This window comes from Citromicrobium bathyomarinum, from assembly GCA_001306305.2.
Classification (GTDB): Bacteria; Pseudomonadota; Alphaproteobacteria; order Sphingomonadales; family Sphingomonadaceae; genus Alteriqipengyuania; species Alteriqipengyuania bathyomarina.
Genome location: CP155577.1, coordinates 682,650 through 708,798, shown reverse-complemented (window position 1 = coordinate 708,798; position 26,149 = coordinate 682,650). Strand labels below are relative to the sequence as shown.

Below are 26,149 nucleotides of genomic sequence, written 5' to 3'. Positions count from 1 at the left end.
ATGTCCAGCATTCCATCCGCAAAGGGCATCGACAGCACGCTTGCCCTGCTGCGCAACCCATATGAGTTCATTCCGGACACATGCCGCGATCTTGAGGGCGACCTGTTCGAGACCCGCATCCTCTTTCAAAAGACGATCTGCATGACTGGTGCCGCAGCTGCGGAGGTCTTCTATTCCGAGGATGGGCTCGTGCGCGCAGGCTCGATGCCGAAGCGTATCCAGAGAACCCTGCTCGGCGAAAAGGGCATCCAGGGGCTCGATGGCGAGGCCCACCGTCATCGGAAGCGGATGTTTATGTCACTCATGGCGTCGGAGCGGATCGAAGCTCTCGAAAACACGACGCGGGACCTGTTGGACCGCTACGCACGGGACTGGCAAGCGGCGGAGAAGGTCGTTCTCTACGACGAAGTGCGCGAAATCCTCACCAGAGCTGCCTGCGCCTGGTCGGGCGTGCCGCTTCCCGAAGCGGAGGTCGAGACGCGGACGGCGCAGATGACGGCGCTCTTCCAAGACGCCGGGGCGGTCGGCTGGAAGCACTGGGGTGCGCGTCTGGCGCGGCATCGCGCAGAGCGTTGGACAGCCGGGATTATTGAACGGCTGCGCGACGGAAGCCTTCAGACAGGACAGGAAAGCGCCGCCCATGTCGTCGCGACGTGGCGCGATCTGAATGGGGAGCTGCTGACCTCCAAGGTTGCCGCCGTGGAGCTTCTGAACGTAGTACGCCCGATCGTCGCCGTCTCTGCGTTCATCGCCCAGGCGGCGCATGCCCTGCATCGGCATCCCGAGTGGCGGCAAAAGCTGAAGGACGACGAGGGACAGCTCGAACCTTTCGTGCAAGAGGTCCGCCGTCTGTATCCGTTCTTTCCCGCGGTCGCGGCACGGGTGAAGAGTGATTTCGAGTGGCGCGGATATCGCTTTTCCAAAGGGTACAGGGTTCTGCTCGACCTCTACGGCACAAATACCGACGCTCGCTCGTGGGACGCGCCGCAAGAGTTCCGGCCCGAGCGGTTTCACGATCGGGAGGTCACCCCCTACGACTTCATTCCGCAGGGCGGTGGTGATCACCACAGGAACCACCGTTGTCCGGGCGAGTGGATCGCGATCAGCCAGATGAAGGCGTTTTGCAGTTTCTTCGTGAACGCCATCGACTACGAAGTGCCAGATCAGGATCTGGATCTGGAAACCGAAGAACTGCCGCCCATGCCTAAATCCCGGTTCATCATGCGCAACGTCAGGCGTCGGCAGTAGCGTCGGCCTCCTCCGGCTCGACCGACCGCGCATCCTTGGTGGCCTCAAACGCTTCCCACGCAACGTAGGGCACGATCAGAAGCGCCGCGACCGGGTCGGCCCACCACCAGCCCATCCATTGCGTCAGACCGATCCCGGCCAACACCACGATTGTCTGATACTGGCAGATCATGGTGTCCTTGGCATCGTACTTCAGGGCGGGCGCATCGAGCCGTTTGCCATAGCGATACTTGCCCCAGGCGAGGAACGGGTTGACCACGAGCGAAGCACCCAGAATCGCGATACCCCACCAGTTGAAGCCCGGCGCCTTCTGCGAAATGAAGGCGGAGACCGCCTCGTAGAGGATCGCCGCGACGACGATCCAGAAGGCACAGGCAACCACGTAGAGCGCGACCTTCTTGCGGTGCAGGACCGTGCGCTTGCCGGCACCGTCCTTCTCCCCCTTCAAGCGCCAGATCAGCGTCGCGGCTGAGGTGGCTTCGACCGTGCTGTCGAGACCCCAGCTTACCAGTGCCGCGCTGCCGGTCAGAAGTCCCACGGTGACGGATACGACGACCTCGATGATGTTGTAGACGAGGCTGGCGATCTCGACGCGGATGCCGCGCGTCAGATTGGCCTGCCGGTTATCTTTCTGACTACTCATAAGGGGTCGTTTGCGGGAGAGTGTGGAATCCTACGCTAAGCTGACTGCGGCCGTTCGCGCGGGGTGCGGCGAATGACCGGTTTGAGCCCACTTTGACCGATGCTGCACGAAGCGCCAATGTCCGCTCTTTACAAAGCTCAGTTCCGCGAAAACTCCCGCACCAGTTCGTTTGTTTCTGAGCGAGAAGCCTGATGGCGGAAACGAAGCGCTGCCACATCTCTTGCAATTTCCATGTCGGCTACCGGAAGTGAGACGAGATTGTCATGGTCAGGGATCGACGTTTCGGGAAGGATAACGGCCCCCGAGCCTCGCCGCGCGAGCTCGACCAACCAGTCCACGCGGTTTGACCGGTATGCCGCATAGAGCGTATGACCATGGTCCGTGCACGCCCCATGCAATGCCTCTCGCATTTCACAATTTGGGCGATCCAACATGGTTGTATCTGCCAAATCAGCAAGCGATACGGCCGGCAACTCAGACAGGGGATGACCTTTCGCCACAACCACACGATAGGCCTCTTGATAGAGTGGGTCTATGCGATAAAGCTCCTCACTGACCTCTACTGTTGATATCACGAGATCAAATTCTCCCTCGCGAAGTCCCGCCAACAAAGTGTCGTTTGCGTCGACGATCAGTTCTATCTCGGCTTGCGGCACGCGTTGACGAAACCGTTCGACGGCCTCCGAGACTTTGGCATGGCCTATCGTTTCACCTATTCCGATGCTAATCGGGACTCTTTCTAGCCGCGTATGTCGGACAGCCTCGGCTTTTGCCTCCCTTGCCTCAGACTGCATACGTTCCAATCTTGGCTGCATAAGCTTACCAAGCGCTGTCAGGCGGCAGCCAGCACGATCTCGGATGAACAATGCATCGCCCAATTCGTCCTCAAGTTTTTTGATCGCCGCCGTAAGCGAGGGTTGCGATACGTTGGAAGCACTCGCGGCATGGGTGAAATTGCGATGCTCGCAAACCGCCAAAAAGTAGCGGACCTGATTCATTTCCATGACGTCCTCCTCATACGCAACTTCAACCGCGCATCAATCATAGTCAATGCCTATCGAAGTATAGGACTTCAAGATTGGAGTCATGAGGGTGGCACATGGGACAAGGGCTCATCGAAAACGAACGATGAACCCAAACTCAGAAGAAGACCAATGAAATCCATAATCCTTCACACCATCTCAGCACTCGCTTTGATTTCTGCAACAACTTCCGCAAACGCACAGGAAAACGTCATGAACGATCACACTGCCAGCTTTATCGAAATGCCCGCCGCATCCGGCCAGACCGACGCATTTGCCGAGTTTCTTGCAGGTGCTGCCCCACTGGTCGCAGAAACCGAGCCCGGCACCAAACTCTGGTTTGCTTTGCAAGCAGGCGACAGCCTAGCGATCTTCGATGTCTTTGAGGATGAAGCTGCCCGCAATGCCCATTTTTCAGGTGCTGTCGCAGGCGCACTGAATGGAAACGCAGACACATTAGTAGACGGCGGTTGGGATGCTGGAGTTGTCGCCAACATCAACAACTCGGACGTTCTGTCAGCCAAAGCACCGGTTGATCTCTACAGTGCCACAACTGCAACATATATCCGGCTCGAAGCGGCTCCAGGACAGGCCGATAATCTGGCTGCATTGTTGACGGCGGCTGGCCCGATCGTGGCCGATACAGAGCCAAAGACGCTGTTCTGGGCGGCTTTGCAGATTGACGAAAACAACTTCGCAATCTTTGACATCTTCGCCGACAACTCAGGTCGCGAGGCACACTTTGCTGGGCAGGTTGCCGGGCTTCTGAACGAAAAAGCGTCGGTTCTGGTCGAGGGCGGTTGGGACGACGGCGTGGTCGCCAACGTCAGTAACTTCGACATTCTGGCAATCAAGTAAGTAACGAGTGCCTTTATCGAGTGCCCGGCGGCCAATGGTCGCCGGGCATTTGTTGCCTCAGATACAAATTCTATTTTGCCGCGAAGAGGACATTCATTGGTGCCGTCCGGTTGGCGGTTTTGTCCGCATAGCTCCTTTCCCAACCGCTCCGTCCAGTTGTCAGCTTATCGACTGAAATTGGCCGCGCGTGCACCGGGTTCGCTAGAGAGTCCTGTGGCCGAATTCGTGCGCTGGCAGCGGGGGCCGATCGGGCGCCGCGTCGGACGACGACAGGTCACAGCCTTGTCGATCTGCCCTCTCCCGGATGACGTCATTCTTCTCTTGGCCCAATGCGGGCGACCACCCTTCAAAACATATTGCCGGCGTTTATCGGTATTCGCAGGCGACTTTCTACAGGTCTCCTGAACCTCCCCCACGCCCGTCTCAGCCTCTCATGGACTGATCTGGCCGGGATCGGCTGATGCCTCGACCCCCTTGGCCGCAACGGCGGAGCCGGACTTTCGTCCCCTGGGCTTCGCCCATTCCTCGCGGAACAAGAAACTCCGTCTCCGCTGTCCTCCGCTTGCGCTGCGGGTCGCAAGGACTGCGTCGGCGGTCGCCCCGGCCGTGCCGATCGCCATCGAGGCCGCGATGGGCGCGGGCTCGAAAGCCAAAAGGAGAACTGACATGGCCACCATCGGAACCTTCAAGAAGACCGGCAACGAGTTCGTCGGCGAGATCGTCACCCTGAATGTTCAGGCGAAGAACGTCCGCATCGTCCCTGAAGAGGGGTCATCTAACGACAACGCTCCCTCGCACCGCGTCTTCGTAGGCCGCGTCGAAATCGGCGCCGCTTGGTCCAAACGCTCGAACGAAGGTCGCGACTATCTGAGCCTCAAGCTCGACGATCCAAGCTTCACCGCGCCGATCTACGCCAACCTCTTCGACGACACCGTCATCGAGGGCGAAGAGAGCTTCAGTCTCATCTGGTCGCGGTCCCGCCGCCAGAACGGCGACTGACGCTTCCGGCGCCCCGCTCAGCGGGCGGGGCGCCTCTAATTCTAATCCTGAGCCTGATCGTCGAGAAGTGCAGCCGGCTTCACGTCAAGCGCGAGCGCCGCATGCCAAAGGGTGATGATGGTCACGTTCTGCTGGCCGCGCTCCATCGAACTCACATGGGCGCGATCAACGCCCATTTTGGCCGCCAGCGCGTCCTGGCTGATGCCGATTTTCATCCGGTAGTGCTTGAGATTCTTTCCAAAAACGTCACGAATATCCATCCGCAAGTAAAATGCGGATCGCGTATTTTGATGCGACGTATTATAATACGCGGACGACATGCCGACCGAAGCGCACCGCAGTCGTCGCACCGGCGGCATTTCAACCGGCCGGCGCTTGCATGCGTCATGGTTTCCGGTTCATTAACAATTGTGCCACACTCGCCAGGACGCCGATGCCCGCCACCCCGCTTACGATCGCAGATGCCCCGCCGAACGATGCGGCCGTGACCGTCTATGATCGCGATCACCTCAAGCTTTACATGCGACTTCTCGACGCCAATGACGCCGGAGCATCGCTGGAAGAGGTGTCGCCGGTCTTGCTTGGCATCGACGCGAGGGCGGAGCCGGAGCGGGCCCGCCGTGTGCACGACAGCCACCTGTCCCGCGCGCGTTGGATGACCGAACAAGGATATCGGGACATTCTCAGGAACGGTCTTCCCCTGGAATAGGCGGTAGCGATGCACTGTACGCATCGCACGATGCTTGTGCCCGTACTATGCACCCGCCGATTTACGGCGAAACATCCCAACTAGCTGACGCCGTCCAACATTTCGGCGTGTGATTGGGAGAAGTTCGCCATGCCGGCCGACTGGCGCGACGATCACCAATATGATCATTTCGATCAGCTCGACATCTCGGGGCTTGCCTGGGAGTGCCTTCGGCGGAACACGCATTATCGCAAAGACTACGACATGATGCAGGAGGGCGGCGGCGCTCCAGCCGATTGGGGGTTGCGATTTCCCGGTAGACCCGGAGCTCAACGCACTTGGCGCCCCGGTCTTCTGGCTGCCTTCCGCTGCACCCGCAGTGGTTCACCTGATCGCGTCTCTGCCCGACATCGGCCTGACCGCCGCCATTCCTCCCGACAGCATCACAGATCGCGAAACGGGCGACGACGGACTGTCGTGGATGCGATTGGAGAACGGCGTCAATCTTGTCGGTAATCTGGTCGATGATCGGCCTGTAGGTCTCCTGCTTCCTCTCGATGACGCCTGGCCCGTTCGGCTTGCTGCCGCTGACAGACTGTATCGCCAACTTATCGAGCGCGACTCAGATCCGCCGATTACGCCACATCGGCGCGAGCGACTGAAACGCGCCCTCCGCACGATCGACGGACGCCAGAGCGGCGCCAGCTATCGTGCCATTGCCACGGCCTTCTTCGGCGCTGATCGCGTCGCCGCCGAACCGTGGAAGACCAGTTCGCTCAAGGCGCAGGTTGCGCGGCTGGCCACTTACGGGCGGATGATGATCGATCGCGGTTATCGCCAACTTCTTCAGGGCAAAGGCCGCTGAGGCCGCCAATACTTCACAGTGACTGTGCGCCACGGAAGGTTTTCGGTATGTTCATCGGATGACTCAGCCTTCGCAAGACCTTGATTCCAACCTTCCCAGGATTATCGGACGCACGCGCCGGCTGCCGTCTCAGCAACGAGCTGTCTTTGACCAGATATTTCATAGTGGCGGCGGCTACGTTCTCGACTTTTCCGACCGAACCATGGCCGAGTGGTTTGAGGAAAATTTCGACATCCAGATATTCCAAGAACGCTTCCAGGTCGAAGGCGCGAGCAAGGGCAAAACACTCAGAGGCTTTGTCGAGGTCGCTGAACCGCGCCTCGTCGCTCAGGTTCTTCGCGTCTTGTGGGCGTATCGTTGCAGTCTCGATGGCTATGTGGATGCGGACGCCGCGAAAGAAGAGCGCCTGAAAGCATGGCTTGAGCAGTTCACGAATGAGCTTGAAAATGCGTCTACGCTGAACCTCGACGACGCGTTCAAGGACTTCTCGCGCGACACCACGCTGCCCAAACTACGTGCGTCCATCGCCGCCGATCTTGTAGCGGAAAAACCGGATGTCGCACTGGATCGTGTGCATACCTATTGCGTCAAACGCTTCCGCGATCTGCTCGCATCGCGGGACCAGGTCGTCGATGCAAAGACTCCGCTCGACGCCATATTCGGCGCATACGGCAAGGCCTTACGTGATGAAGGCGCCGTCAGCGAGTTCGCCCTGCCGACACTCCGCGTTCAGCACAAGCTCTTCGACGGTCTGAACCAAGCGCGCAACAAGCGCTCCTTCGCGCACGACAATGAGCTACTTGAGGTTTCCGAAGCGCAATTCATCATCGATTGTGTCCTCGCCTCGCTTGCATTCATCGAGCGCATAGAAGCCTCGCGGCAGACACCGGCCGCCAATCTGGATGATGAAATCCCGTTCTGATCGAGCCCGCTGCAGCGTCATTTACTGCCGTAGTTTAGGGGGTGACGTTTTCGCTGTACGCTGATCGTCATCCCTCCAGGGGGTCATCTCACGCTTTTCTCGTCTCCGACAGTCCCGCGCATCCTGCAGCGGGACGGCCTAACCGGAGACGCGACCCATGCCAGACCCCAATGCCGGACTTCCCCCACGCTATCTGAGAACACCCGAGGCGGCCCGTTTTCTCGGCCTGTCGGGCAGAACCCTCGAAAAGCACCGCACCTATGGCACGGGGCCGCGCTATTCGAAGATCGGCGGGCGTGTGGTCTATGCGATCGAGGATCTGCAGGCCTGGGTCAGCCGCGGTGAGAAGCATTCAACCTCGGATGACACGGGCCAAGAGGTTCCGCCCGCCAAGCGGCATGCCGCGATCTCACCCGCCTATGTGCGGAAGGCCCGCTCATGAGCGGCGGCGCCACTGTCGAACTCGTCTGGATCGAGAAGCGGATCGAGCACTGGATTCGCTTCGGCCGAATCGTGCGGAGTACGATTCAGAGCCGCAGTCGCAGCACCGCCGCATTCGATCCCGGCGCTGTCTTTGCCTTCGTCCGATGGCAGGCAAATGACTTCGGCACGGCGATAAGCCGGATCGACATTCTGCGTGCGCCCCGACCGGGCGAGCCCTACGCGACCGTTCCGTATGTGACACCCGGCGGCGACAGTTTGCTGCGCCTGTCCGGCTGGCCCAAGGTCGAACGGGTTCTCCAGATCGTCGATGAAATCGAAGCCCTCGGCATCGACCCGGCGGACGCCGCGCCGGACTACTGGCGCCACGTTCATAACAGGCTGTCTGCAGGCTTGGGGCCGCGCTCCTACACAGCCACTCAACACCGCGCATGGCTTCTGCGCCAGACCTGTCCGCCCGATCCACAGACACAGCGCACTGCCACGGCGGGGAGCGTATCATGACCCGGCTCGGTTACGTCATGTCGACCTGTTTCTCGGCGCTCGCGATCGGCGGACTGGTCTTCGTCCATGTCAGTCCGAAGCTGATCTGGAACGTCTCCGCGAGTGCGCCGATCGGGCTGTACGCCGTCGGTTCGGACGACGATCTTTCTGTCGGCGATCTGGTCGTTGTCGATCCTCCGAAATCGCTTGCGATCTATCTCGACGAGCGCGGCTACCTGCCCGACGGCGTACCGCTCCTCAAGCACATCGTTGCGCTTCCCGGACAGCGCATTTGTCGTGACGGCGCCGTCGTCACGGTCGGCGACATTACCATGGCGCAGGCGCAACCAAGCGACCGCTTCGGACGCGATCTGCCCGTATGGCAGGGATGCCATATCGTCGCCGAGACGGAACTATTCCTCCTGAATCCGAGCCATCCCGACAGTCTCGACGGTCGCTATTTCGGCGCGCTCCCGGCGAACGCCGTGATCGGCCGCGCCATCCCGATACTCACCAAGAACCAAGGCGATGGCCGCTATGTCTGGCGCGCCGAGCGCCGCGCCGACGCCCCTCCAGATTCTTCCGACCGCAAATGAAAGGAACCCTCCCATGGCTCAGATCGGCCTATTCACGCGCACGGAAACCGGCTTTGTCGGTCGGCTTCACACGCTCATTCTCTACCGCGAACTCACCCTCGTCCCGGCAGCGCCGTCGGACAGCGAGAACGCGCCCGACTATCGCATCCATCATGGTGGTGATGATGGGCCGGAGATCGGTGCCGGCTGGAAACGCACCGGCGAGAAGGCCGGCGAATACCTCTCTTTGCAAATCGACGATCCGACATTCGCTTTTCCGATCCGCGCCAATCTCTTCGAGACGGATGCCGAGGACGGACATTGGGCGCTGCATTGGAACCGTCCCGCAAAGCGCCCCGAGAAGCGCGATGACCGCGGCTAAACCGTCTCAGCTCTGCGCACTGATGGCGAGGCTCGTCCTCTGCGGCCTGCTCTCCGGCGTGGTTTTTTCCACCGGCGTGTCTGCAGAAACCGCACCCTCCGGGACGGCGCCACACAGCAATCCCCATGCGGCCTATATCGCCGAAGCTGCGCAGCGGTTCGGCATCCCGGCGCACTGGGTCGCCGCCGTCATGCGCGCAGAAAGCGCCGGGGATGCGCGCGCCGTCAGCCCAAAAGGCGCCATGGGGCTGATGCAGATCATGCCCGGTACGTGGGATGAGTTGCGCGCGCGTTACGGTCTGGGGCGCAATCCGTTCGATCCGCGCGACAATATTCTAGCGGGTGCCGCTTACCTGCGCGAACTGCATGACCGCTTCGGGTCGCCGGGCTTTCTCGCTGCCTACAACGCCGGACCGACGCGCTATGCCGAGCACCTGGCGACCGGCCGCCCGCTACCCCGTGAGACCCGCGCCTATGTGGCGGCGCTCGAACCACTTATCGGTCTTCCGGATGCAGCAGAACCACAACAGCAGAGCGCTGTCATGGTCATGGACTGGCGCATGGCGCCACTCTTCGCCGCGCATGCCGACCGACAAGACTCTGCCGATGCAACGCGCCCGAGCGGCGGTTCAGGCGTTTATCCTCCGCACACATCCGGTGCTTCGGACAGCCTCTTCGCGCCAAATCGAACCGGGGATCAGCAATGAGATCGCTGATCGCATTCCAGCGCGGTCCGTCGCGTTTCAGTGTGTTCCCGGCACGGAGGGCGGAGACGGACGGCGCAACAACGACGGGAGGGCGAGATAAAAGGCGCAGCACCGATGCGCGCTATGTCGTTGTTGTTGTTCGAAATTTCGCCCGCCGCGGCGAGGGGCACAGTGCCGCCCCACGATCTAACCACTTGTTTTCACACGAGTTTCACCGTGCCGCGCTCTTTCAAACGGGCACCTTGTCATGACCGACCGCGACAATGACATGCGCATCCGGCCCGGCCGTATCCGCAATAAGGGGACAAGCGCCCGGAAGGCGCAGAGCTTCGTCGGCCAGGTCATGGGCGCCGCCCGCAAGGCCGGATACACCGGATACAAGCTGGGCGGTTCGAAGGCGCGCGGACGAAGCTCACAATTCGGCCGCGGACGTTTCACCGCTGCGGCGCGCGGGCTGTCCCGCACGCAGCGACGCGTCGTCGTCAAGGCGCGCGTCGTCCGCCATCGCGGTGCACGCTTTCGCTCCGCGCCGCTCGCCAAGCATATCGCCTATCTCAAGCGTGAGGGCGTGACGCGCGACGGCCGTGAAGCCGGTATGTTCAGTGCCGACGCGGACGGCATTGATGATCGTGCCTTCGCCGGGCAATGCGAAGACGATCGGCATCATTTCCGCTTTATCGTCTCGCCCGAAGACGCCGACCGCCTCGAAGATATCCGCGCTTTCACGCGCGACCTGATGAAACAGGCCGAGCGCGATCTCGGCACCGGCCTCGACTGGATCGGCGTCGATCATTGGAACACCGACAACCCGCATGTGCACATACTGGTGCGCGGCCGTGCCGAGAACGGAAAAGACCTCGTCATCTCTCGCGACTATATCAGCCGGGGTCTTCGCGGCCGCGCCGAGAAATTGGTCGAGCTGGAGCTGGGGCCGCGCAGTGAACGCGAAATTGCCGCGGGGCTTCAGGCCGAGGTCACGGCAGAGCGTTGGACGGGCCTCGACCGCGCGCTCCAGGGCCTCACCGATGACGGCGCCGGCGTCGCCGATCTGCGACCCGGTTCGCCGGAACCGCGCGATCCGGAATTGCGCAGTCTGCTGATCGGCCGCGCGCAGACACTGGAACGGCTCGGTCTCGCGGACAGGCTCGACCCCGCGGTCTGGTCGCTGAAGCCTGGCGCAGAACAGACGCTGCGCGATCTTGCCGAGCGTGGCGACATCATCAAGACCATGCATCGGGCCATGGCGAGCGGACCTAGCCGCGCACAAACGGACTTCGCGATCGAGGCTGCGCCGGACACTCCCGTGCTCGGTCGACTGGTCGAACGCGGCCTTCATGATGAACTGAGGGGCGAATCCTATGCCGTGATCGACGCTGTCGACGGCCGGGTGCATCATCTGCGGTTCCATGATCTCGACGCCGCAGGCGACACGCCCGAAGGCGGCATTGTCGAAACGCGGGTCTGGCGTTCAGGCGACAGCGACCGCCAGCGCATGGCCCTGGTCGGACGCTCCGATCTCAACCTCGAAAACCAGATCGGCGCCAACGGCGCGACCTGGCTCGACCGCCTGCAACTGGCCAGGGATCACGCGCCGCTCAGCATGGACGGTTTCGGCGCCGAAGTTCGCGAGGCACTGGACCGACGTGGCGATCATCTCGTCGCCGAAGGACTGGCGACCAGGAACGGTCGGCGCATCACCTTCGCCCGCGATCTTCTGAAGACGCTGCGCGACCGAGAGCTCGACGCGACAGCGGCGAAGATCGTAGCCGAGACGGGCCTGCCGCGCCGCAAACCCGCAGAAGGCGAGCGCATCGCCGGAACCTATCGCCAGCGCCTCGACCTCGCCTCGGGCCGTTTCGCCATGATCGATGACGGCCTCGGCTTCGAACTCGTCCCCTGGAAGCCCCAGCTCGAACGCCACCTCAGCCAAAGCGTGTCGGGGACGATGACGCCCGGCGGCGGGATCGACTGGAGCCTCGGCCGCAAGCGGGGCCTCAGCCTCTGAGCGCTGCACCGGAAGGAGAAGATATGCCGATCAAGACCCAGCAGACACAGGCTGCCAGAATCCTCTGGGGCCAGATCATCATCGTCACGCTGGTCGCGCTCAGCTTCATCTGGGCCGCGACCCAGTGGACCGCATGGCGTCTCGGCTTTCAGCCGCAACTCGGCGCGCCGATGACGGACGTTCTCGGCTGGCCGATCTATCCGCCCTGGAGCTTCTTCGGCTGGTGGTATTTCTACGACGCCTACGCGCCGCGGGTTTTCGTTGAAGGCGCAATCATTGCCGGCAGCGGCGGGATCGCCGCGATCGCCGTCGCCATCTTCCTCTCCGTCCTGCGCGCTCGCGAGGCGCGGGACGTGACCACCTATGGCTCGGCACGATGGGCGGAGCGCAAAGACGTTGAATCGTCCGGTCTGCTCGCCCAGGACGGCGTGGTGCTCGGCCGTTTCGAGAACCGCTATCTCCGTCACGACGGTCCCGAGCATGTCCTGTGTTTTGCACCGACCCGCTCCGGCAAGGGCGTCGGGCTTGTCGTGCCGAGCCTGTTGACCTGGCCGGGCTCGGCTATCGTCCATGACATCAAGGGCGAAAACTGGGACCTCACGGCCGGCTGGCGATCGCGCTTTTCCCGCACCCTCCTGTTCGATCCGACCGACGCGAAGAGCGCGGCCTACAATCCGCTACTCGAAGTCCGGCGCGGCGACAGCGAGGTGCGCGACGTTCAGAACATCGCCGATATCCTGGTCGATCCCGAAGGCCTGCTCGAACGCCGGAACCATTGGGAGAAGACAAGCCATTCGCTGCTTGTCGGCGCGATCCTGCATGTCCTCTATGCCGAGGCCGACAAGACGCTCGCCGGCGTCGCCGCCTTGCTCTCCGATCCAGGACGACCGGTCGAGTCGACGCTTGCGGCCATGATGCGTACGCCCCATCTCGGCGACCGACCGCACCCGGTCGTGGCGCAAGCAGCGCGCGAGCTGCTCAACAAGGCCGAGAACGAACGCTCGGGCGTTCTGTCGACCGCAATGAGTTTCCTCAGTCTTTATCGTGACCCGGTCGTCGCCAGGGTCACCAGCCGCTGCGATTGGCGGATCGAGGATCTTGTTTTCGGAACACGGCCGACGACGCTCTATCTCGTTGTGCCGCCCTCCGACATCAGCCGCACCAAGCCGCTGGTCCGGCTCGTGCTCAATCAGATCGGGCGCAGACTGACCGAAAAGCTGAACACCGATCGCAGGCGCCATCGCCTGTTGCTGATGCTCGACGAGTTTCCAGCGCTCGGTCGGCTCGATTTCTTCGAAAGCCAGCTCGCCTTCATGGCGGGCTATGGGCTCAAGGCATTCCTCATCGCCCAGTCCCTCAATCAGATCGAGAAAGCCTATGGCCAGAACAATGCCATCCTCGACAACTGCCATGTCCGGGTGAGTTTCGCGACCAATGACGAGCGCACCGCGAAGCGCGTTTCTGACGCCCTCGGCATGGCGACCGAGATGCGGGCGATGAAGAACTATGCCGGACACAGATTGTCGCCCTGGCTCGGCCACCTCATGGTCTCGCGGCAGGAGACGGCTCGCGCTCTGCTGACCCCCGGCGAGATCATGCAATTGCCGCCGGACGACGAGATCGTGCTCGTCTCCGGCGCACCGCCAATCCGGGGGAAGAAGGCGCGTTACTATGCCGACCCGCAGTTCAAGTCACGCATCGTCAAACCGCCGCACCTGGTTGCCGATCGCGCCGCGTCCGACAAACCGCAAACGGATGATTGGAACGGCCGGGCGTCCATCGCTGCACCCGACTCTAGGAAGAAGACTTCCGGCGATGCGGGTGAAGACAGTGACGGTGGCATCCGTCGCGAACCGGAACTGCCCGAGCATGAAGACATCGCTCCGGAACGAACGGTGCCGGCACGGGAGGAATTCGCAGGTCTTGATGATGAGCCGGATGATGATGCGCAGCGTGCCCGGCAGATGCAGGGGCGGTTTAAAAGCATCGCGCGCCAGGCCTCGCTCGATCCCGATGACGGCATCGAGCTTTGAGGCCCGCCATGAAGAAGGACCGGCTCAATGTGTATTTCGACCCATCGCTGACAGCGGAGCTCGAAGCGTTGGCAGCACGCCGAAAGGTTTCCAAATCGCAAGTCGTGGAGGCGGCGCTCGCCTCTTATCTATCGCCGGATGCCGCTGACCAGCGCGAGGCCGCCATCACCAGGCGTCTCGATCGCCTGACCCGCGCCGTCGAACGCCTGGAGCGCAACCAGACCATTACCACCGAAGCGCTGGCGCTCTTCGTCCGGTTCTGGCTCACGACGACTCCCCCGCTGCCCGACACGAAGCGCGACGCGGCGCAGGCTAAGGGGCGTGAGCGCTATGAGGGTTTTGTGGAGACGCTCGGCCGGCGTCTTGCCAAGGGGAACTCGCTGGTGAAGGAAGTATCGGAGGACATTGCAGGTCTCCGATCTGAGCAATGACGGCTTTGGACCCTTCTTAAAAAGTTGCCGCGGAGCTGCAAACGGCTGCTTTCGCAGTCGATAATCTACGGAGATTACCTCACGGGACCAACACAATCTTCCCTGTATGTGCCTTTCGCATGAAATCCTGTTGAGCCTGTGCGATTTTCTTGAGCGGGTAGAGTTTCGGCTCGGGCGCATCAATCTCGCCTCTTTCGATGTAGCGGATCAGGTTTGCAAAAACTCCGTCTTCCTGGAACGTGCACCCTAGGACCGAAATATCCTTCAGATAGATTGTGCGCAGATCGATTTCCGCAAGCGGCCCGGCAATGGCACCGGCAATGGCGTAGCGCCCGCCGCGCTTTAGCGTTTCAAGGAGAGATTGCACGGCCCCGCCGCCCACGAGATCGACGACCACGTCGATTTGTCCTTGGCCGATCTTGTCTGTTGGGTGGTCTCTGCGATCAAGGACTACATCGGCTCCCAGGGATTGGACAGCTGCGGTCTTATCATTACTCGCCAAGGCAGTCACATGCGCTCCACGGCGTTTGGCGAGCTGAATTGCAGCCGACCCCACACCACCCGAAGCGCCTGTGATCAGCAAGCGCTCCGCTCCGGCTCCAGCGCGTGTCAGCATGTTTTCGGCGGTCGAATAGGCGCAGGGCACAGCCGCCAAGGCTGCGTCCGACCAATCGCATTCGACCACGTATACCTCACGCGCGGGGGCCACCACGTAATCAGCAAACCCGCCATCGCATTCGCTGCCCAATGTCCAGCACTCGAAAGACCGACAGTCCACATAGCTGCGCAGCATATTGCGGATCAGAACACGTTGTCCGATGCGTGCAGTATCAACATCCGTCCCCACCTCAACGATGTGACCGCAGACATCTGCCCCTTGAATGCGTGGGAAGGTGATGGGCGTATCTGACCACCCGGCGTCTTCGTTAGATGTTGTCACGGAATCTGCGTGGGTCGCCCCAGTAACCGACTTTGAATACCAGCCGAGGCGTGTGTTGATATCCGTGTTGTTCACCCCCGCTGCGGTTACGCGAATAAGAACCTCATCGGGTTTGGGTTCTGGAATAGGCACATCCGTACGGAATTGGAGCTTCTCAACGCCTCCATGACCGATCAGTAGAACTGCGTTCATGACCTGAGCCTGCATTTCAACTCGCCCTTTTGAGCAAGTGATCAGCCTTGGCATCCCTTGCCAAACGATCCGGAGCAATGAATTCCTCGGCAATCCCGCGGGCCATGACCAATCCGGCATCACGCTTGTCTGCGTTATGATCCCCTTCCACATCAAAGATCAGATGGCTTTCGATATCTTTGATCCCGCAATAGGCGAATGTGCCCACCTCAATTTGGGTGCGCATCGCGGCATCATAGCCATATCTTTCATAAGTCTGTTGTTTCGATCCGGCTATGCCGATCAAGGTAGTTGGTTTGTTGTCCAAGAGCGAAGATTTTGCACCCTTTCCCCGATCATCAACGCCGTCGCCAAACTGATAGGCCCATCCGATGGTAAAGACACGCTCGATCCAACCTTTCATCAAGGCGGGCATGCCCCACCAATAGACCGGGAAGATAAACGCCAATCTGTCAGCCTTGTTTACTCGCTCGTGTGCCGCGGTGATCTCAGGTGGGATGGGCCCGCCCCAAAAATGGGCATGGTCCTCCTCGGTGAAACGCGGATCGAAGCCTTCCCGGTGCAAATCTAGAACATCAATCTCGCATTTTACTTCGCGGAGGGGGGCGTGAAAGGCCTCCATGACAGTTGAGGGATATTTGTCCCGAAAGGGATGAGCAAAGACAGTGAGCAATCGCATTTCGGTGATCCTTATTGAGGTTGTCGCGGCTGTTTCAACACGACAGCGGCAGCCGTTCGTGCCGCTGCGATGGCCTGAGTGCCGCGATAGCAGGCAGCCGTGACGGCTCCTTCGAAGAGAACCAGAATAGTATCGGTCTCGTGGGTGCTTCCGGTCTCCGCCACGACAAGACGTTCGATCAAATCGCGCAGGTCAGTCCTGTAGGCAGTAACCGCGTCTGAAATCTCGGGAACTTCCCCACCCGTCTCGCCAGTCGCGCGCAAGAAAAGGCAGCCCCGCGCACCTTCGGCTTCGGTCCAGTCGAGCAAGGCTGCGAAAAGTGCATCCACGCTTTGGACATCGAGCTGTGCGAAAAAACGTCGGCGGCGATGTTCCAGAGCTGCAACGATAAGTGCGTTCTTGTTGCCAAGATGCTTGTAGAGCGTTCGGCTTGAGACATTGGCAGTCTCCGTGAGACGGTCCATGCCCGTAGCGGTAAATCCGCAATGGTCGAAAGCGGTCTCCGCCGCAGTGATGATACGATTTCTTATTTTCATGGTGCAAATGTAAAACGATCGTTTTACATTGTCAACCTTCTTGGTGCTTTGCGCTGGTTCGCTAAATCTGCCGTTGGGGTCACCGAAACAAGCAACAGCAAAGTCCGAAAAGCCGACCGTGTTCCAATCCTGCTACCTACGCATTTTCCTGCCTTCACACGCCCTTCTACTACTACGCCCACAACACTGTTGCTGCTGACCCATTAACGGTCTTCTTGATGAGCCCCGTAAAGAATTGCGGGGCCGCGAATGACCGACCAACCTTTCAGAACCGAAGCGATCGAACGCGGCTCCCGCATGCTTCGCACGGCGCTCGGGCCGCATGTCGCCACCTGGCTTGCGGACCCGGGCGTCGTCGAGGTGATGCTCAATCCTGACGGGCGTCTATGGGTCGACCGGCTGAGCGAGGGGCTCGCCGATACGGGCGAAGAACTATCAGCCGCTGACGGTGAGCGCATCGTCCGTTTGGTCGCTCACCATGTCGGCGCAGAAGTCCATGCCGGCGCCCCGCGCGTGTCTGCGGAGCTACCTGGAACAGGCGAGCGGTTCGAAGGCTTGCTGCCGCCGGTCGTCGCTGCACCTGTCTTCTCCATCCGCAAGCCAGCGGTCGCCGTCTTCACGCTTGAAGACTATATCGCCGCCGGGATCATGCCGGACAATGCGGCGACGGCATTGCGCGAGGCCATCACAACGCGTGCCAACATCCTCGTCGCCGGCGGCACCTCGACCGGCAAGACGACGCTCACAAACGCACTGCTGGCGGAAGTCGCCAAATCCGCGGATCGCGTCGTTCTGATCGAGGACACGCGCGAACTCCAATGCCTGACGCCGAACCTTGTCGCGCTGCGGACCAAGGATGGCGTCGCGTCGCTTTCCGACCTCGTTCGTTCCTCGCTTCGCCTGCGGCCCGACCGCATTCCCATCGGCGAGGTGCGCGGCGCCGAAGCGCTCGATCTTCTGAAGGCTTGGGGCACCGGCCACCCGGGCGGCATCGGCACGATCCATGCCGGCTCGGCACTCGGCACGCTGCGCCGCCTCGAACAACTCATCCAGGAAGCCGTCGTCACTGTGCCGCGCGCGATGATCGCCGAGACGATCGACCTGATCGCCGTCCTCTCGGGCCGCGGATCGGCGCGGCGGTTGTCCGAACTCGCCCGCGTCGAACGCCTCGATGCGACCGGCGACTATCGGCTCCAGCCCCTTCTTCACCCCCAGACAGGAGACCATTCATGACCAGAACCACCATTCTTTACCCACGCTGGCCACTCTATGCGACGGCCCTCGCCGTCGGCGTTCTGCTTGCTGCGCCCGCCCATGCAGCCGGGTCGGGCATGCCCTGGGAGGCGCCGCTCCAATCGATCCTGGAATCGATCGAAGGACCGGTCGCCAAGATCGTTGCGGTGATCATCATCATCATAACTGGTCTGACGCTCGCTTTCGGCGACTCCTCGGGCGGGTTCCGCCGGCTGGTGCAGATCGTCTTTGGCCTGTCGATCGCTTTCGCTGCGTCGAGCTTCTTCCTGTCCTTCTTCTCCTTCGGCGGCGGAGCGCTGATTTGATGGAAGGCGCGGCCGAAATCCCTGGTTTTCATGCACCGGTTCACCGCGCGCTGGTCGAGCCGATCCTGCTCGGCGGCGCGCCGCGTGCGATCGCCATCGCCAACGGCACGCTCGCGGCCGCAGTCGGCCTTGGGCTCAGGCTCTGGGTGGTCGGGATCGCGCTCTGGCTCGTCGGCCATCTGCTCGCCGTCTGGGCTGCCAAGCATGACGCCCAGATCGTCGACGTCGCCCGGCGGCATCTTCGTTTTCCAACCTGGTTCGGAGTCTGAGCGATGATGCGCCTTGCCGAATACCGCTCCAAAACCTCGCTGCTCGCCGACTTCCTGCCCTGGGCAGCGCTGATCGGGCCGGGCATCATCCTCAACAAGGACGGCAGCCTGCAGCGCATCGCGCGGTTTCGGGGACCTGACCTCGACTCCGCAACGCCTGCGGAGCTCGTCGCCGTCTCGGGAAGGCTGAACAACGCCCTGCGCCGGCTCGGCTCCGGCTGGGCTGTCTTCGTCGAAGCGCAACGACTGCCCGCCCGGGACTATCCGCTCTCGCAATTTCCCGATCCTGTTTCGGCTCTGGTCGATGCGGAACGACGGGCGCAGTTCGAAGAAGCATCGAGCCATTTCGAGAGCGCCTATTTCCTGACCTTCGCCTGGATGCCGCCAGCGGACGATGCCAGCCGCGCCGGGCGCTGGCTCTATGAGGACGCGCCGGAGAAGGGTCTGAACCCGCAGGAGCATGTCGCAAGCTTTACCGCGCGCACGGATCGTCTGCTCGACCTTCTGGATGGCTTCATGCCGGAAGCGGTCTGGCTCTCCGACGAGGAGACGCTGACCTATCTCCATTCGACGGTTTCAACCCGGCGCCAGCGCGTGCGCGTCCCGGAAACGCCGATGCATCTCGACGCGCTCCTGGCCGACAGTGCGCTTGTCGGCGGGTTGGCGCCGAAGCTGGGTGATGATCATCTCCGTACGCTGACCATCACCGGGTTCCCGACCGCCACATGGCCAGGCCTGCTCGACGAACTCAACGCTCAGGCCTTCGAATATCGCTGGGTGTCGCGCGCCGTCTGCCTCGACAAGACAGACGCGACCAGGCTCCTCACCCGCATTCGCCGACAGTGGTTCGCCAAGCGCAAATCCATCGCCGCTATCCTGAAGGAGGTGATGACCAACGAGGCCTCGACGCTGCTTGATTCCGATGCATCGAACAAGGCCGCCGACGCTGACGAAGCTTTGCAGGAGCTCGGCGCGGACATGGCGGGCGCCGCCTATGTTACCGCCACGCTGACGGTCTGGGACGAGGACGAAGCGGTCGCCGACGCCAAGCTGAAGGCGGCCGAGAAGGTCATACAGGGCCGCGATTTCACCTGCATGCCGGAAACTGTCAACGCCATCGAAGCCTGGCTCGGTTCGCTGCCCGGCCACCTCTACGCGAATGTTCGCCAGCCGCCGGTCTCGACCCTCAATCTCGTCCACATGATCCCGATCTCGGCGATCTGGGCGGGGCCGGCGCGCAACGATCATCTGGGCGGCCCGCCGCTGTTTTACGCCGAGACGGAAGGGTCGACACCGTTCCGCTTTTCACCTCATGTCGGTGATGTCGGCCATACGCTGGTCGTCGGTCCCACCGGTTCGGGCAAGTCGGTGCTCCTGGCGCTGATGGCGCTGCAGTTCCGCCGCTATGCCGGCGCGCAGGTTTTTGCCTTCGATTTCGGGGGTTCGATCCGCTGCGCGACGGTTGCCTGCGGGGGCGACTGGCAGGATCTCGCCGGAGCGTTGTCTGAGAATGAGGCAGCCGTCCAACTCCAGCCGCTCCGCAATATCGACGAGACGAGCGAGCGCGCTTGGGCGCAGGACTGGTTGTCCGGCCTGATCGCTCGCGAAGGCGTCACTGTCGATCCGGTGGCACGGGATCATCTCTGGTCGGCGCTAACCTCGCTCGCCTCGGCGCCCGTCGAGGAACGCACCCTGACAGGCTTGTCGGTCCTGTTGCAGTCGACCGAACTCAAACAGGCGCTGGCGCCGTTCTGTCTTGGCGGCCCCTTCGGACGGTTGCTGGACGCCGAGACGGAGGAACTGGGAACAGCCGATTTCCAGGCCTTCGAGACCGAAGGGCTGATCGGATCGGCCGCGACGCCCGCCGTGCTCGCCTATCTGTTTCATCGGATCGAGGAGCGCCTCGACGGGCGTCCGGGCCTGATCATCGTCGACGAAGGCTGGCTCGCGCTCGATGACGGCACCTTCGGCGGTCAGCTCCGTGAATGGCTGAAGACGCTGAGAAAGAAGAACGCCTTCGTCCTCTTCGCCACCCAGTCGCTCGCCGATATCGACAATTCCGCCATCGCGCCAGCCATCGTCGAAAGTTGCCCCACACGGATCTTCCTGCCGAACGAACGCGCCTTCGAGCCGCAGATTGCCGATATTTATCGCCGCTTCGGTCTTAACGAACGCCAGATCGAGATCGTCGCGCGGGCCATGCCGAAGCGTGACTATTACTGCCAGTCGCGGCGGGGCAACCGGCTCTTCTCGCTCGGCCTCGGCGAGGTCGCGCTCGCGTTCACCGCGGCATCCTCCAAATCCGACCAGGCCGCCATCACCGACATCCTCGCCGAACACAGGCGGGACGGCTTCGCCGCCGCCTGGCTCGCCCGGCTCGGACTCGACTGGGCCGTCGAACTGCTCGGCCCGGTCCCCGATCCAGATTCTTCACCTCAAACCAAGGAGAATACACATGCGTAAGAAACTCGCCGCCCTCATGATGACCGGCGCTATCGCCTTCGCGCCGGTGCAACCGGCCCATGCGCTGTTCGGCTTTGGCGACATCGTTTTCGATCCGTCGAATTACGCCGAAAACGTGCTGACCGCCGCGCGGACGCTCGAACAGATCAACAACCAGATCAAGCAGCTTCAGAACGAAGCGCAGATGCTGATCAATCAGGCGCGCAATCTCGCGAGCCTGCCACATTCCTCGCTCACCCAGCTTCAGAACACGATCGCCCGCACCCAGGATCTCCTGAACGAGGCGCAGAACATCGCCTATCAGGTCTCCGAGATCGAAACCGCGTTCAACGAACAGTATGGCGAGGCGGCCGCGAACGGCGATTTTGCCGACATGATCGCCAATGCCGAGGCGCGCTGGCGCACCTCTGTTGCCGGATACGAGGACGCCCTGAAGGTTCAGGCGGGCGTCGTCGACAATATCGAAGGAACGCGCGCCGAGCTCAGCAATCTTGTCTCCCAGAGCCAGAGCGCGACCGGCGCCCTGCAGGCGACACAGGCCGGCAATCAGCTTCTCGCGCTGCAAAGTCAGCAGATGACGGATTTGACCGCCGCCATCGCCGCGCAGAACCGCGCGCAGGCGCTGGACGCAGCCCGAAGGGCTTCCGCCGAGGCTCAGGCCCGCGAGAACCTCGATCGCTTCCTCGACTATGGAAGCGGCTACGCACCGACCACCGTCACCATGTTCCGGTAAGGCGCGATGCGAGGCTCCCCCGACCAGATCCTACGGCTCATCGCCTTCGGCCTCGGCGCGCTCGCGGCGCTCTTCGCAGCCATCGAGTTGGCGAACAATGCCGCTCCGGAAGCGCCGGTGGAGCCGTCGGTGGGCGACGATCCATTGCAGGAAGAGCTGGCGCGGTGCCGGACGATGACGCCGGAAGATCTGGACACCGATACAGCCTGCCGCGCCGCTTGGGCCGAGCATCGCCGCCGCTTTCTTGGTCTTCCCGGCGACAATTCCGAGAAGGAATAGGGCATGGACGGCGTTGGCGTCATCGATCGGTTCCTGCAGGTCTTTACCTCCTACATCGACTCCGGCTTCGGCCTGCTCGGAGGCGACGTCGCCTTCCTCGCGACCACGCTGATCGTCATTGATGTGACACTCGCCGCGCTGTTCTGGGCCTGGGGCGCCGACGACGACATTCTCGCCAGACTTATCAAGAAGACGCTCTTCGTCGGCGTCTTCGCCTACATTATCGGTAACTGGAACACGCTCGCCCGCATCGTTTTCGAAAGCTTCGCGGGGCTGGGTCTCATCGCCTCGGGCGGAGCCTTGAGCGCCACCGAGCTTCTCCAGCCCGGCCGCATCGCCGAAATTGGCCTTGAGGCCGGGCGACCCATCCTCGCCTCGATCGCCGAGTTGATGGGCTTCGTCTCCTTCTTCGAGAACTTCCTCCAGATCTCGATCCTGCTGTTCGCCTGGCTCGTCGTTCTCCTCTCCTTCTTCATTCTCGCGATCCAGCTCTTCGTCACCCTGATCGAGTTCAAGCTGGCGACATTGGCCGGCTTCATCCTCGTGCCCTTCGGGCTCTTCAACAAGACCGCCTTCATGGCCGAGCGCGTGCTGGGGCTCGTGATCTCGTCAGGCGTCAAGGTGCTGGTGCTCGCCGTGATCGTCGGCATCGGCTCGACCATCTTCGGCGAGTTCACCGCTGGCTTTACGGGCGAGCCGACCATCGAGGACGCCATGGCGATCGTACTCGCCGCGCTCTCCATGCTGGCGCTCGGCATTTTCGGTCCGGGTATCGCCAACGGGATCGTCTCAGGCGGACCACAGCTCGGCGCTGGCGCCGCGGTCGGAACCGGTCTCGCCGCAGGCGGCATGGCAATGGGTGGCGTGGCGGGCGCAAAGCTCGCCGCCGGCGCGGCAGGCGCAGGGGTCCGTGGAACCGCGGCGCTCGCCGGCGGGGCATCGACCGCCTACCACATGGGAAGCACGGCCGCTGGCGGCGGCGCTCCCGGTGTCGCGGCAGGCATAGCCAGTGTCGGACAAGCCGGTGTCGGCGCCGCGACAAGTCCGCTTCGTCGTTCCATGAGCGAGAGCTACCGGTCCGGTTCGCGTGCAGCATTCGAAGCCACCGGCGGCAGGTTCACCAACGCCCCCGAAAGGTCGGCGTCCGCGCCAGGATCACCAAGCGGGCCGCCCGCCTGGGCCCGCCGCATGAAACACCAGCAAACCCTTCATCACGGCGCCGCCACCGCCGCCCATGTCGTTCGCTCCGGCGACCATGGCGGTGGCGGGACCGCTGTCAGCCTTTCGGAGAAATCATGATGTTCCGTCGCCCGAGCGTTCGCTATTCCAAGACCCCCGAGCCCGGCACGCCCTATCAGAAAGCCGCCCAGGCCTGGGATGAACGCATCGGTTCGGCGCGCGTCCAGGCCAGGAACTGGCGGCTGATGGCGTTCGGGTGCCTGCTGCTGTCGGCGGGGCTCAGCGCGGCCCTGACGTGGCAATCCACGCAAGGGACGATCACGCCCTATGTCGTCGAAGTGGACCGGCTCGGCGCGGCGCAAGCCGTAGCGCCCGCAACCGCAGACTACCGCCCGACAGACCCGCAGATCGCCTATCACCTGTCGCGTTTCATCGAGAATGTGCGCCAGATCCCCGCCGATCCGATCGTGCTGCGCCAGAACTGGCTGCGCGCCTATGACTTCACCACCGACAGAGGGGCGGTCGCCCTCAACGACTATGCCCGCGTGAACGACCCCTTCGCCGAGGTCGGCGAAACGCAGATCTCGGTTGAGGTCTCAAGCGTCATCCGCGCTTCGGAGAGCAGTTTCCGCATTGCCTGGATCGAGCGCCGTTACACGAACGGGCAACTCGCTGCGACCGAGCGCTGGACCGCCATTCTCACCATCGTCCTGCAACAGCCGCGCGACGCCGCGCGCCTGCGCAAGAACCCGCTCGGCATTTTCGTCAACGCCATCAACTGGTCCCGGGAGACTGCCCAATGACAAGAACACGTTCGCCTCGCAAAGCCTCCATCGCCGTCCTTTTGGCCGCCACCACCTTGTCGGGATGCGCGACCTTCAAGCCGCCCGAAATCGCCTATGACGATCCCGCCATCGAAGCGACGCTTCTCCCGGAACCGGAACGTCCGGTGCGGATCGTCGAGCGAACCGAACCGCTGCCCCTTCCGGGACAGCTCAAGCCTGTTGATGGCGAAGAGGGCGAGCCGGAGCCCACCGATCCTGCCGAACGCGTGACCGAGGCGAACGCCGCCGCCCGAATGGAGCCGGTGCGCGACGGTTTCATCAATGCCGTCCAGCTCTATCCGTATAGCGAGGGTGCGCTTTATCAGGTCTATACCTCGCCAGGCCAGATCACCGACATCGCGCTTCAGCCTGGCGAGAAGCTGACCGGCTCCGGTCCCATCGCCGCCGGCGACACGGCACGCTGGATTATCGGCGATACGCAGAGCGGCTCGGGCGCTTCCCAGCGCATCCATATCCTCGTCAAACCGACACGGCCCGATCTTCAGACCAATCTCGTCATCAATACGGATCGGCGGACCTATCATCTCGAACTGAGGGCGAATCCGTCCGCCTATATGGCGTCGGTCTCCTGGACCTATGCCGAGGACGCGCTGATCGCCCTCAGACGCCGTAACGCCGAGGCTGAGGCTGCTCTGCCGATCGAACGCGACGTCGCGCTCGACTCTCTGCGCTTCCGCTACCGGATCGAAGGCGACCGCGCGCCCTGGCGGCCGCGGCGCGCCTTCGATGACGGGCGGCAGGTCTTCATCGAGTTTCCGCGCGGAATCGGTCAGGGCGAGATGCCGCCACTTTTTGTCATTGGGCCCGAAGGCGAAGGCCAACTCGTCAACTACCGCATCCGCCGCAACTACATGATCGTCGACCGGCTCTTCGCCGCCGCCGAGCTGCGCCTCGGCGACGAACAGAAGCGGGTACGGATCGTCCGCACCGATGGCGTGCGGCAGGCCGTAACCGCACGCCGTTCCTCCAGTGGAGGTCGCGAATGAGCGAGAAAACCGAGAAACGGCCGGAGATCGAAGACGGGAAGGACATCGCGGAGTCGCTGAGACTGCGCGCCGATCCACCGCGTGTGATGCGGCTCTCACGCCGGACGCTCATGGTTCTGGGAACGGTAGGCGGTCTTGGGCTCGGGGCCATCCTGATCGTTGCGCTGCAGGACCGCGAACCTGTCGATGGTCCGCAAGAGCTCTATTCCACAGAGCGCATTCAGGAAGCCGAAGGCCTGTCGCGCCTCCCGGCGGATTACACGGATGTGCCGCAGCTCGGCCCGCCACTGCCTGGCGAGCTCGGACGGCCGATCCTGTCGGCTCAGCAGCGCGGCGAGCCGGTCCCCTCACCAGTTGTCACCACCCCGGTCGCCGATCCGGAGGAACAGCGCCGCGCCCAGGAAATGGAAGCGGCTCGCCTCAGCCAACTCTTCGCCGATGCCAACACCACCGTTCGGGAACCATCGCCAACCACGCAAGTGGCTGCCGCTCCGCCCACCGCCGAGTCATTCTTTCCCGCCAATACGGCTTCCGCCGCGCCGGACGCGACGGAACGGCGCGAGGCGTTTCTCGACGAACCTGCCGATCGCCGCACGACGAGTACTGACCGGCCTACCGATCCGCCGAGCCCCTATGTCGTCCAGGCCGGCGCGGTCATTCCGGCGGCGCTTATTACCGGCCTGCGCTCCGATCTTCCCGGCCAGATTACCGCCCAGGTGACATCCCATGTCTATGACAGTCCGACCGGGCGTTTCCTGCTGATCCCGCAAGGCTCGCGCCTCATCGGCGAGTATGACAGCCGCGTCGCCTTCGGGCAGAGCCGGGTGCTCTTTGCCTGGACCCGGCTGATTCTGCCCAACGGCCGCTCCATCACTCTTGAACGCCAGCCCGGCGCCGACGAAGCCGGCTACGCCGGGCTCGAAGATGGCGTCGATCATCATTGGGGACGTCTGTTCATGGCGGCCGGGCTCGCCACCTTCCTGAATATCGGGGTGGAGCTTGGCGCCGACGATGATGACGATATCGCGCGCGCCATTCGTGAGGGGACACAGGATACCGTCGGCCGCGCCGGCGACGAAATTGTCCGCCGTCAGATTTCAATTCCGCCGACCCTGACCGTTCGACCGGGCTTCCCGGTGCGCGTGATGGTCACCCGCGATCTCATTCTCGAACCCTACCGGAGCTGAA

30 protein-coding genes are annotated in these 26,149 nt (G+C 62.5%); 24 read left to right on the top strand and 6 right to left on the bottom strand.

Going from position 1 to position 26,149, the window contains the following annotated elements:
• A complete protein-coding gene (locus VO57_003650) occupies positions 1-1,248 on the top strand; it encodes a cytochrome P450 (GenBank protein XBL70449.1) in 1,248 nt (415 codons plus the stop codon).
• Here VO57_003650 and VO57_003645 read toward each other — a convergent pair.
• Both VO57_003645 and VO57_003640 read right to left on the bottom strand, forming a co-directional pair.
• Positions 1,232-1,891: a cation transporter gene (locus tag VO57_003645; protein ID XBL70448.1), complete on the bottom strand. Its 660-nt coding sequence runs from the start codon at positions 1,889-1,891 to the stop codon at positions 1,232-1,234. The genes VO57_003650 and VO57_003645 overlap by 17 nt on opposite strands.
• A 137-nt stretch (positions 1,892-2,028) precedes the next feature.
• Positions 2,029-2,895: a LysR family transcriptional regulator gene (locus VO57_003640; protein XBL70447.1), complete on the bottom strand. Its 867-nt coding sequence runs from the start codon at positions 2,893-2,895 to the stop codon at positions 2,029-2,031.
• Positions 2,896-3,126: 231 nt separating this feature from the next.
• Here VO57_003640 and VO57_003635 point away from each other — a divergent pair, with 231 nt between their 5' ends.
• Both VO57_003635 and VO57_003630 read left to right on the top strand, forming a co-directional pair.
• Positions 3,127-3,771, top strand: a complete 645-nt coding sequence (locus tag VO57_003635) for a hypothetical protein (GenBank protein ID XBL70446.1) — start codon at positions 3,127-3,129, stop codon at positions 3,769-3,771.
• A 666-nt stretch (positions 3,772-4,437) separates the two neighbouring features.
• On the top strand, positions 4,438-4,770 hold the full coding sequence (locus tag VO57_003630; GenBank protein XBL70445.1) for a DUF736 domain-containing protein: 333 nt from the start codon (positions 4,438-4,440) through the stop codon (positions 4,768-4,770).
• Between the two features lie 41 nt (positions 4,771-4,811).
• Here the strand turns inward: VO57_003630 and VO57_003625 are convergent, their stop codons facing one another.
• Complete coding sequence (locus VO57_003625) at positions 4,812-5,030, bottom strand: helix-turn-helix transcriptional regulator (protein ID XBL70444.1); 219 nt, start codon at positions 5,028-5,030, stop codon at positions 4,812-4,814.
• Positions 5,031-5,203: 173 nt separating this feature from the next.
• Between VO57_003625 and VO57_003620 the strand changes: the two genes are divergently transcribed.
• The 11 genes from VO57_003620 (at position 5,204) to VO57_003570 (ending at position 14,301) form a co-directional block, all read left to right on the top strand.
• Entirely contained in the window at positions 5,204-5,479 is a 276-nt protein-coding gene (locus VO57_003620) for a DUF2285 domain-containing protein (GenBank protein XBL70443.1), read from the top strand.
• A gap of 358 nt (positions 5,480-5,837) precedes the next feature.
• Positions 5,838-6,323 carry a DUF2285 domain-containing protein gene (locus VO57_003615; GenBank protein ID XBL70442.1) on the top strand — a complete coding sequence of 162 codons (486 nt, stop codon included), beginning with the start codon at positions 5,838-5,840 and terminating at the stop codon, positions 6,321-6,323.
• Positions 6,324-6,381: 58 nt separating this feature from the next.
• Positions 6,382-7,245: a hypothetical protein gene (locus VO57_003610; GenBank protein ID XBL70441.1), complete on the top strand. Its 864-nt coding sequence runs from the start codon at positions 6,382-6,384 to the stop codon at positions 7,243-7,245.
• Between the two features lie 157 nt (positions 7,246-7,402).
• Positions 7,403-7,687 carry a helix-turn-helix domain-containing protein gene (locus VO57_003605; GenBank protein XBL70440.1) on the top strand — a complete coding sequence of 95 codons (285 nt, stop codon included), beginning with the start codon at positions 7,403-7,405 and terminating at the stop codon, positions 7,685-7,687.
• Positions 7,684-8,190 carry a DUF2840 domain-containing protein gene (locus VO57_003600; protein XBL70439.1) on the top strand — a complete coding sequence of 169 codons (507 nt, stop codon included), beginning with the start codon at positions 7,684-7,686 and terminating at the stop codon, positions 8,188-8,190. Before VO57_003605 ends, VO57_003600 begins: the two co-directional genes overlap by 4 nt.
• Positions 8,187-8,765 carry a S26 family signal peptidase gene (locus tag VO57_003595; protein XBL70438.1) on the top strand — a complete coding sequence of 193 codons (579 nt, stop codon included), beginning with the start codon at positions 8,187-8,189 and terminating at the stop codon, positions 8,763-8,765. The genes VO57_003600 and VO57_003595 overlap by 4 nt, the downstream gene beginning before the upstream one ends.
• Before the next feature lie 13 nt (positions 8,766-8,778).
• Complete coding sequence (locus tag VO57_003590; GenBank protein ID XBL70437.1) at positions 8,779-9,126, top strand: DUF736 domain-containing protein; 348 nt, start codon at positions 8,779-8,781, stop codon at positions 9,124-9,126.
• Between the two features lie 22 nt (positions 9,127-9,148).
• On the top strand, positions 9,149-9,832 hold the full coding sequence (locus VO57_003585) for a lytic transglycosylase domain-containing protein (GenBank protein ID XBL70436.1): 684 nt from the start codon (positions 9,149-9,151) through the stop codon (positions 9,830-9,832).
• 247 nt (positions 9,833-10,079) lie between these two features.
• Positions 10,080-11,837, top strand: a complete 1,758-nt coding sequence (locus VO57_003580; protein XBL70435.1) for a DUF3363 domain-containing protein — start codon at positions 10,080-10,082, stop codon at positions 11,835-11,837.
• 23 nt (positions 11,838-11,860) lie between these two features.
• Complete coding sequence (locus VO57_003575; protein ID XBL70434.1) at positions 11,861-13,870, top strand: conjugal transfer protein TraG; 2,010 nt, start codon at positions 11,861-11,863, stop codon at positions 13,868-13,870.
• An 8-nt stretch (positions 13,871-13,878) separates the two neighbouring features.
• A complete protein-coding gene (locus VO57_003570) occupies positions 13,879-14,301 on the top strand; it encodes a CopG family transcriptional regulator (protein XBL70433.1) in 423 nt (140 codons plus the stop codon).
• A 79-nt stretch (positions 14,302-14,380) separates the two neighbouring features.
• Here VO57_003570 and VO57_003565 read toward each other — a convergent pair whose 3' ends face one another.
• Genes VO57_003565 through VO57_003555 form a run of 3 tightly spaced genes read right to left on the bottom strand, consistent with a single transcriptional unit; the run spans position 14,381 to position 16,648 of the window.
• Complete coding sequence (locus VO57_003565; GenBank protein XBL70432.1) at positions 14,381-15,433, bottom strand: alcohol dehydrogenase family protein; 1,053 nt, start codon at positions 15,431-15,433, stop codon at positions 14,381-14,383.
• 16 nt (positions 15,434-15,449) lie between these two features.
• Entirely contained in the window at positions 15,450-16,112 is a 663-nt protein-coding gene (locus VO57_003560) for an NAD(P)H-dependent oxidoreductase (GenBank protein XBL70431.1), read from the bottom strand.
• An 11-nt stretch (positions 16,113-16,123) separates the two neighbouring features.
• Complete coding sequence (locus VO57_003555) at positions 16,124-16,648, bottom strand: TetR/AcrR family transcriptional regulator (GenBank protein ID XBL70430.1); 525 nt, start codon at positions 16,646-16,648, stop codon at positions 16,124-16,126.
• Positions 16,649-16,897: 249 nt separating this feature from the next.
• Here VO57_003555 and trbB point away from each other — a divergent pair, with 249 nt between their 5' ends.
• Genes trbB through VO57_003505 form a run of 10 tightly spaced genes read left to right on the top strand, consistent with a single transcriptional unit; the run spans position 16,898 to position 26,148 of the window.
• Positions 16,898-17,881: a P-type conjugative transfer ATPase TrbB gene (trbB, locus tag VO57_003550; protein ID XBL70429.1), complete on the top strand. Its 984-nt coding sequence runs from the start codon at positions 16,898-16,900 to the stop codon at positions 17,879-17,881.
• Positions 17,878-18,207: a TrbC/VirB2 family protein gene (locus tag VO57_003545; GenBank protein XBL70428.1), complete on the top strand. Its 330-nt coding sequence runs from the start codon at positions 17,878-17,880 to the stop codon at positions 18,205-18,207. The genes trbB and VO57_003545 overlap by 4 nt, the downstream gene beginning before the upstream one ends.
• On the top strand, positions 18,207-18,476 hold the full coding sequence (locus VO57_003540; GenBank protein XBL70427.1) for a VirB3 family type IV secretion system protein: 270 nt from the start codon (positions 18,207-18,209) through the stop codon (positions 18,474-18,476). Before VO57_003545 ends, VO57_003540 begins: the two co-directional genes overlap by 1 nt.
• 3 nt (positions 18,477-18,479) lie before the next feature.
• Complete coding sequence (trbE, locus tag VO57_003535; protein ID XBL70426.1) at positions 18,480-20,939, top strand: conjugal transfer protein TrbE; 2,460 nt, start codon at positions 18,480-18,482, stop codon at positions 20,937-20,939.
• Entirely contained in the window at positions 20,932-21,672 is a 741-nt protein-coding gene (gene trbJ / locus VO57_003530; protein XBL70425.1) for a P-type conjugative transfer protein TrbJ, read from the top strand. Before trbE ends, trbJ begins: the two co-directional genes overlap by 8 nt.
• Before the next feature lie 6 nt (positions 21,673-21,678).
• Positions 21,679-21,951: a putative entry exclusion protein TrbK-alt gene (gene trbK-alt, locus VO57_003525; protein ID XBL70424.1), complete on the top strand. Its 273-nt coding sequence runs from the start codon at positions 21,679-21,681 to the stop codon at positions 21,949-21,951.
• Between the two features lie 3 nt (positions 21,952-21,954).
• Positions 21,955-23,250: a P-type conjugative transfer protein TrbL gene (trbL, locus tag VO57_003520; GenBank protein ID XBL70423.1), complete on the top strand. Its 1,296-nt coding sequence runs from the start codon at positions 21,955-21,957 to the stop codon at positions 23,248-23,250.
• Positions 23,250-23,933 (top strand): conjugal transfer protein TrbF, encoded by a 684-nt coding sequence (trbF, locus tag VO57_003515; GenBank protein ID XBL71388.1) that lies wholly within the window; start codon positions 23,250-23,252, stop codon positions 23,931-23,933. The genes trbL and trbF overlap by 1 nt, the downstream gene beginning before the upstream one ends.
• Complete coding sequence (gene trbG, locus VO57_003510; protein ID XBL70422.1) at positions 23,930-24,961, top strand: P-type conjugative transfer protein TrbG; 1,032 nt, start codon at positions 23,930-23,932, stop codon at positions 24,959-24,961. The genes trbF and trbG overlap by 4 nt, the downstream gene beginning before the upstream one ends.
• Positions 24,958-26,148, top strand: coding sequence for a TrbI/VirB10 family protein (locus tag VO57_003505; protein XBL70421.1), 1,191 nt, complete (start codon positions 24,958-24,960; stop codon positions 26,146-26,148). Before trbG ends, VO57_003505 begins: the two co-directional genes overlap by 4 nt.
• The last annotated feature ends 1 nt before the right edge of the window (position 26,149 follow it).

Excerpts from the sequence above, each read along its gene's own strand:
- VO57_003625 (XBL70444.1), bottom strand. The coding sequence starts at position 5,030 with ATGGATATTCGTGACGTTTTTGGAAAGAATCTCAAGCACTACCGGATG.
- VO57_003595 (XBL70438.1), top strand. The coding sequence starts at position 8,187 with ATGACCCGGCTCGGTTACGTCATGTCGACCTGTTTCTCGGCGCTCGCG.
- VO57_003580 (XBL70435.1), top strand. The coding sequence starts at position 10,080 with ATGACCGACCGCGACAATGACATGCGCATCCGGCCCGGCCGTATCCGC.
- trbL (XBL70423.1), top strand. The coding sequence starts at position 21,955 with ATGGACGGCGTTGGCGTCATCGATCGGTTCCTGCAGGTCTTTACCTCC.
- VO57_003575 (XBL70434.1), top strand. The coding sequence starts at position 11,861 with ATGCCGATCAAGACCCAGCAGACACAGGCTGCCAGAATCCTCTGGGGC.
- VO57_003565 (XBL70432.1), bottom strand. The coding sequence starts at position 15,433 with ATGAACGCAGTTCTACTGATCGGTCATGGAGGCGTTGAGAAGCTCCAA.
- VO57_003540 (XBL70427.1), top strand. The coding sequence starts at position 18,207 with ATGGAAGGCGCGGCCGAAATCCCTGGTTTTCATGCACCGGTTCACCGC.
- VO57_003640 (XBL70447.1), bottom strand. The coding sequence starts at position 2,895 with ATGGAAATGAATCAGGTCCGCTACTTTTTGGCGGTTTGCGAGCATCGC.
- VO57_003645 (XBL70448.1), bottom strand. The coding sequence starts at position 1,891 with ATGAGTAGTCAGAAAGATAACCGGCAGGCCAATCTGACGCGCGGCATC.
- VO57_003560 (XBL70431.1), bottom strand. The coding sequence starts at position 16,112 with ATGCGATTGCTCACTGTCTTTGCTCATCCCTTTCGGGACAAATATCCC.
- trbF (XBL71388.1), top strand. The coding sequence starts at position 23,250 with ATGTTCCGTCGCCCGAGCGTTCGCTATTCCAAGACCCCCGAGCCCGGC.
- VO57_003605 (XBL70440.1), top strand. The coding sequence starts at position 7,403 with ATGCCAGACCCCAATGCCGGACTTCCCCCACGCTATCTGAGAACACCC.
- trbE (XBL70426.1), top strand. The coding sequence starts at position 18,480 with ATGATGCGCCTTGCCGAATACCGCTCCAAAACCTCGCTGCTCGCCGAC.
- VO57_003545 (XBL70428.1), top strand. The coding sequence starts at position 17,878 with ATGACCAGAACCACCATTCTTTACCCACGCTGGCCACTCTATGCGACG.
- VO57_003610 (XBL70441.1), top strand. The coding sequence starts at position 6,382 with ATGACTCAGCCTTCGCAAGACCTTGATTCCAACCTTCCCAGGATTATC.
- VO57_003505 (XBL70421.1), top strand. The coding sequence starts at position 24,958 with ATGAGCGAGAAAACCGAGAAACGGCCGGAGATCGAAGACGGGAAGGAC.
- trbJ (XBL70425.1), top strand. The coding sequence starts at position 20,932 with ATGCGTAAGAAACTCGCCGCCCTCATGATGACCGGCGCTATCGCCTTC.
- VO57_003570 (XBL70433.1), top strand. The coding sequence starts at position 13,879 with ATGAAGAAGGACCGGCTCAATGTGTATTTCGACCCATCGCTGACAGCG.
- VO57_003600 (XBL70439.1), top strand. The coding sequence starts at position 7,684 with ATGAGCGGCGGCGCCACTGTCGAACTCGTCTGGATCGAGAAGCGGATC.
- VO57_003590 (XBL70437.1), top strand. The coding sequence starts at position 8,779 with ATGGCTCAGATCGGCCTATTCACGCGCACGGAAACCGGCTTTGTCGGT.
- trbB (XBL70429.1), top strand. The coding sequence starts at position 16,898 with ATGACCGACCAACCTTTCAGAACCGAAGCGATCGAACGCGGCTCCCGC.
- VO57_003555 (XBL70430.1), bottom strand. The coding sequence starts at position 16,648 with ATGAAAATAAGAAATCGTATCATCACTGCGGCGGAGACCGCTTTCGAC.
- VO57_003650 (XBL70449.1), top strand. The coding sequence starts at position 1 with ATGTCCAGCATTCCATCCGCAAAGGGCATCGACAGCACGCTTGCCCTG.
- trbK-alt (XBL70424.1), top strand. The coding sequence starts at position 21,679 with ATGCGAGGCTCCCCCGACCAGATCCTACGGCTCATCGCCTTCGGCCTC.
- VO57_003630 (XBL70445.1), top strand. The coding sequence starts at position 4,438 with ATGGCCACCATCGGAACCTTCAAGAAGACCGGCAACGAGTTCGTCGGC.
- VO57_003585 (XBL70436.1), top strand. The coding sequence starts at position 9,149 with ATGGCGAGGCTCGTCCTCTGCGGCCTGCTCTCCGGCGTGGTTTTTTCC.
- VO57_003635 (XBL70446.1), top strand. The coding sequence starts at position 3,127 with ATGAACGATCACACTGCCAGCTTTATCGAAATGCCCGCCGCATCCGGC.
- trbG (XBL70422.1), top strand. The coding sequence starts at position 23,930 with ATGACAAGAACACGTTCGCCTCGCAAAGCCTCCATCGCCGTCCTTTTG.
- VO57_003620 (XBL70443.1), top strand. The coding sequence starts at position 5,204 with ATGCCCGCCACCCCGCTTACGATCGCAGATGCCCCGCCGAACGATGCG.